The organism is Methanobrevibacter sp., from assembly GCF_045603845.1.
Lineage (GTDB): Archaea > Methanobacteriota > Methanobacteria > Methanobacteriales > Methanobacteriaceae > Methanocatella.
The window spans coordinates 1-4,388 of the sequence record NZ_JAZUMY010000067.1; the positions used below are offsets into that span (position 1 = coordinate 1).

Consider the following 4,388-nt stretch of genomic DNA (forward strand, 5'->3'; position numbering starts at 1 on the left):
GACGCTGAGATTGGAAAGCTTCAGGATGAAATAAATAATCTTAAAGAAGAATCTAAAAAGTACGACGAGATTAAAAAAGCTATTGAAGAGAATAAGGAATTCATTGACAGTAAAGATGATATTCTAAAAGAATTATCTGAACTCAGAAAAGCTGAAAACGAAAGGAAAATTAAAGAGTACGAGGCTAAGTACAACTTTAACTATAATGAGAATGCTCAGGATAAGGAGATAATAGATAAGCTATTATCCGGTGATGTTGATATGGAACATATGGAAAAACTGGCTGAGAGAAGAATTAAAATTGAAGCTAGTAATGATGGCTCAACACCCGGCGGGAGAAATCCCGGAAACTCAGGAGATACTGGTGAGACAGGCTCAACTGGAAGTGACTCTGATGAGGATAAACCTTCTTTCACTACTCGTGAAGAGTATAATAAAATCTTAAAGGATATGGGATTCAATAGAACTAGAATTTAGCTATGATAGTGTTTTTAGTTACTTGGACACTGGAGCTACATTTTCAATTGAATCACTCTTTAACGAATTGAGGGAGAGGTGTTTACTCTTTCTACCTCTCCTATTAAATTTACATCGATATCTTGCATTGATACCCTTAATGCCTAAACTAAGGGGGGACAAGCCCCCCTTTAGATTACCCATGATAGCGCAATGCAAGATAATTTTCATATGATTTCATTTAGACCTCGAACCGACCGGCAAGGGTCGGTTCTTAAATCTGACAAACTAAATTTCTTCAAATCCATAAAATCGGAACAGGGGACAAGCCCCCTGTTCCTCGAACCTTGACAAAACTATTATTGTCATGGTCTATAGTATGGCCTTTCGCTATCGCTCAAGGCGTCCAGTCCTCGCTTTGCTCGGACTGCACATTATGATTAACTTATCTTATAAATTGTTTTTCCTTCATTAATAGAACCTACGGAACCGACCGGCAAGGGCCGGTTCCTCCCTATAGTATTGCTCGCCAATTCTATACACCCAGGCCTCCCCACACACGCCTCCGCTTACGCTCCGGCATGGGGTCAGCCTGGGCGAATTGGCTCGCTTATAACATGGGTATGGCAAGAGGATTTGATTCAAAATTTTCTAAATTTTTTTATTTTCCCATGCTTTTTATTTTGCGTACAAAAAGTATTGCTATAATAATTCCAGTACCCCAAGTAATAGCTTTTCTTACAATACCTTCAAAAGATAAATCAATGTTATTTAAGTTAATAACAGGATGTCCTATTATCATGGAACATATTAATAAAAATATTGCGCCTAATGAAAAAAGAAGCAGTAAACATCCACTTATTCGCCTAACTTCAAAAAATAAGACTTTATTAAGTTTGTCTGGTGCAATAGCAAGTATTTGAAAAATCAAAGTTAATATAATTAAACTGATTGCTAGTGTTGGATTATTCAATTTAAATGCATTGATATAACCAAAAAGCCCTATAGCTGCGCTCAATAATCCATACCATGCTGGAGTATAACCTAAAATAATATCTTCACCTTCAATGCAACTTTCATCATTGAAAACATCATCTCTGAAATATAATGCCAATGATGGAATAATGAAAGCAAAGGAAATGACAAACCCTAAAAAGACTTCATTCATTATATATGAAATTGTTATTGCTGCAAGCATTATTCCCGGAGCGAATGAAGCCAAAAACTTAGAAAAGAATTCATATGTATTTCCAAATCTGATGTCGGAGTCAAGTTTATATTTTTTCTCAAGTTTTTCATAAGTTAACATGCAGTACCACCAAGGAGCAAACAAAACAACATATAATCCCCATAATACTATTGTAAACCAACCACCGGGCGTGATTATAGCGAACAATAGAAGAGGAACAGTAAAAATCAGTATGTGGTATATTCTTTCCCTAATTGTTAAACTTTTAATATCAATTGGGAATAGTATTTTTAATAATCTTGAATTAACCATATGAACTCACAAGTAAAATATTTTTGATATTTTAATTATCAGATGTTCATCTTATTTAAATTAAAAGTAAATTTATTTATCTATGGTTTCATATGAACAAGTTATTAATGAAAACAATTTTAAAATTCTCAATCGTTAATGTTAAACTTTTCATTTAGTTACCAAATGCTCACTTAAACTTTATATACAAATCGTGCAGAATATAACTTCTGAGGTTTTATTATGAACTATCAAAACATGAAATTTTGTCAATCCTGCGCAATGCCAATGAGCGACAAGGACTTTGGAACTGAAAAAGACGGATCTAAAAGTGAAGATTACTGTAGTTACTGCTATCAAAATGGTGAGTTCAGTACTGACACTTCAATGGAAGAGATGATTGACTATTCTGCTCCAAAAGCTGCTGAAGCTACTGGCATGAGTGAAGAGGAAGCAAGAAAAATGTGTGAAGAAATGTTTCCACAACTAAAACGCTGGATGAAATAATCATCCACCTTTCTTTTTTTACAATAGCTACTTTTTACTTTCATTTTCCTGAAAGCTATTTCACATTAACAACGAGCATTGTTAATCTTGTTTTAATCTCAAGCTTGCATATATATCGCAGTGTAAGGGGAAACAAGTTTTAAATTTGCAAATGTTAATGTTAATGTTGAATCCTGTGGTTATCATCGTAAATGCCTTCACAATAAATTCATCTTAAACATAAGTTAATTAAGTAAAAGAAGAAAAATATAATATGTGTTTGAAATGAAGATTTCCCTGAGAATTATTCAAAACGCATTTTAAGAGGTAAAAATAATGGATAACATAGTGTTTAAAGATTGTGAATATCGTTTCACTGAAAACAATGAATTATACTGTAAAAACAAAACAGGCACAGACACAAACTGCGATAACTGCAAAGAAAACATTCACTTGAACTGTGACAACTTCAGTCCGAAAAAAGATTATTGCTTGAAATCTTTCAAGGAAAATATAAGTGAAGTAACTGAATGCCAAGAAAAAACAGTGTTCAATGATAAAGATTTGTCCAGAAAGTGGAGTAATTAGTTAAGGCTAATCTTGTCTGAAATGTATGTTTGTTTGGAAAATGTTCAAAACTTAAAATGGAATTACAAGGTGATAAAGTGGAAAAATTAGACGACATTATTGTTTCAAGAGCAATTATAGAAGAATTCATGAACGACTTTTTAGACTACACTGATATTGATGTAGCTATTGGTGGTGGGGGACCATCCGGAATTACAGCAGGTTATTATCTTGCTAAAGCAGGTTATAAAGTAGCATTGTTTGAAAGAAAACTCTCCATTGGAGGAGGAATGTGGGGAGGTGGAATGATGTTTAACAAAGTCGTTGTCCAAGAGGAAGGCTGCAGAATCCTTGATGAATTTGGAATCAACTACAAGAAATATCAGGACAATTACTATACTGCTGATTCCATAGAGTGCACTTCAACACTTACATCTAAAGCTACTCAAGCGGGACTTAAAATATTTAATCTCATGTCAATTGAAGATTTGATGGTACGTGAAAATGGAATAAACGGAGTTGTGCTCAACTGGAGTTCAGTTGAAATGAGTGGTCTGCATATAGACCCACTAACTATCAGATCTAAAGCAGTAATTGATGCAACAGGACACCCCTTAGAAATAATCAAAATAGTCCAAAACAAAATGGAGGCCCCATTAAACACAAAAACTGGAAAGATTATGGGTGAAAAATCCATGTGGGCTGACCGTGCAGAAGGCAAAATTCTTGATAACGTAAACGAAGTATATCCGGGATTATACGTAACCGGTATGGCTGCCAATGCAGTTCATGGATCACAGCGTATGGGACCTATTTTTGGAGGAATGCTTCTTTCAGGAGAATATGTTGCCAAAATAGTAGCAGAAGATTTAGAAAAAAAATTTTAAACTTAATCAACCATCACCCTCATAAATTAAAAACCTTCTTAATAATAGAATTATGTTTGAAAACGATATTTGTTAGGCAAACATTCACTACAAACATTATAAGAATTAATTTCTTCATTTTTCACATTAACGACAGGTAATGTTAATGCTGAATCCAGTTTTGCTATCGTCAATGTTAATGCCGATTAAATCAAAAGTTGATTTCTATTTTTAATTATTTGAATCATATTTCACATTAACGGAGAGTAATGTTAATGTTGATTTTTTCTCAAAGCTTGCATATATATCAAAGCGTATGGGAAAATAAAATCCAAATATTGAATCGTTAATGTTAGACTCTTTCAAAAACTTTGTTGATTTGAAATTTTTTGCAATGTCGTCAACTTAAGTTTTGATTTCATGTTTTTTCTGGTTTTTATGTTGGTTTGTAGTTGATGTTGAATTTTCTTTGTTTTTTCTTGTTTCTGATCGTTGTTGGATTTTTGATGTCTTTGTTTGGCGATTGTGTGCAG

The 4,388-nt window shown here is 33.6% G+C and carries 5 protein-coding genes; 4 read left to right on the forward strand and 1 reads right to left on the reverse strand.

The window, feature by feature from the left end:
- Positions 1-477: hypothetical protein (locus tag ACKI2W_RS06200; RefSeq protein WP_407380306.1), on the forward strand; the 477-nt coding region annotated here is incomplete at its 5' end.
- 640 nt (positions 478-1,117) lie between these two features.
- Here the strand turns inward: ACKI2W_RS06200 and ACKI2W_RS06205 are convergent.
- Positions 1,118-1,957, reverse strand: a complete 840-nt coding sequence (locus ACKI2W_RS06205) for a hypothetical protein (protein WP_407380308.1) — start codon at positions 1,955-1,957, stop codon at positions 1,118-1,120.
- Positions 1,958-2,179: 222 nt separating this feature from the next.
- On the opposite strand from ACKI2W_RS06205, the gene ACKI2W_RS06210 reads away from it, so the two are divergent.
- The 3 genes from ACKI2W_RS06210 (at position 2,180) to ACKI2W_RS06220 (ending at position 3,876) form a co-directional block, all read left to right on the forward strand.
- Positions 2,180-2,443: a zinc ribbon domain-containing protein gene (locus ACKI2W_RS06210; RefSeq protein ID WP_407380309.1), complete on the forward strand. Its 264-nt coding sequence runs from the start codon at positions 2,180-2,182 to the stop codon at positions 2,441-2,443.
- A gap of 315 nt (positions 2,444-2,758) precedes the next feature.
- Entirely contained in the window at positions 2,759-3,010 is a 252-nt protein-coding gene (locus ACKI2W_RS06215) for a hypothetical protein (RefSeq protein WP_407380311.1), read from the forward strand.
- 56 nt (positions 3,011-3,066) lie between these two features.
- Positions 3,067-3,876 (forward strand): sulfide-dependent adenosine diphosphate thiazole synthase, encoded by an 810-nt coding sequence (locus ACKI2W_RS06220; RefSeq protein ID WP_407380313.1) that lies wholly within the window; start codon positions 3,067-3,069, stop codon positions 3,874-3,876.
- Positions 3,877-4,388: the final 512 nt, after the last annotated feature.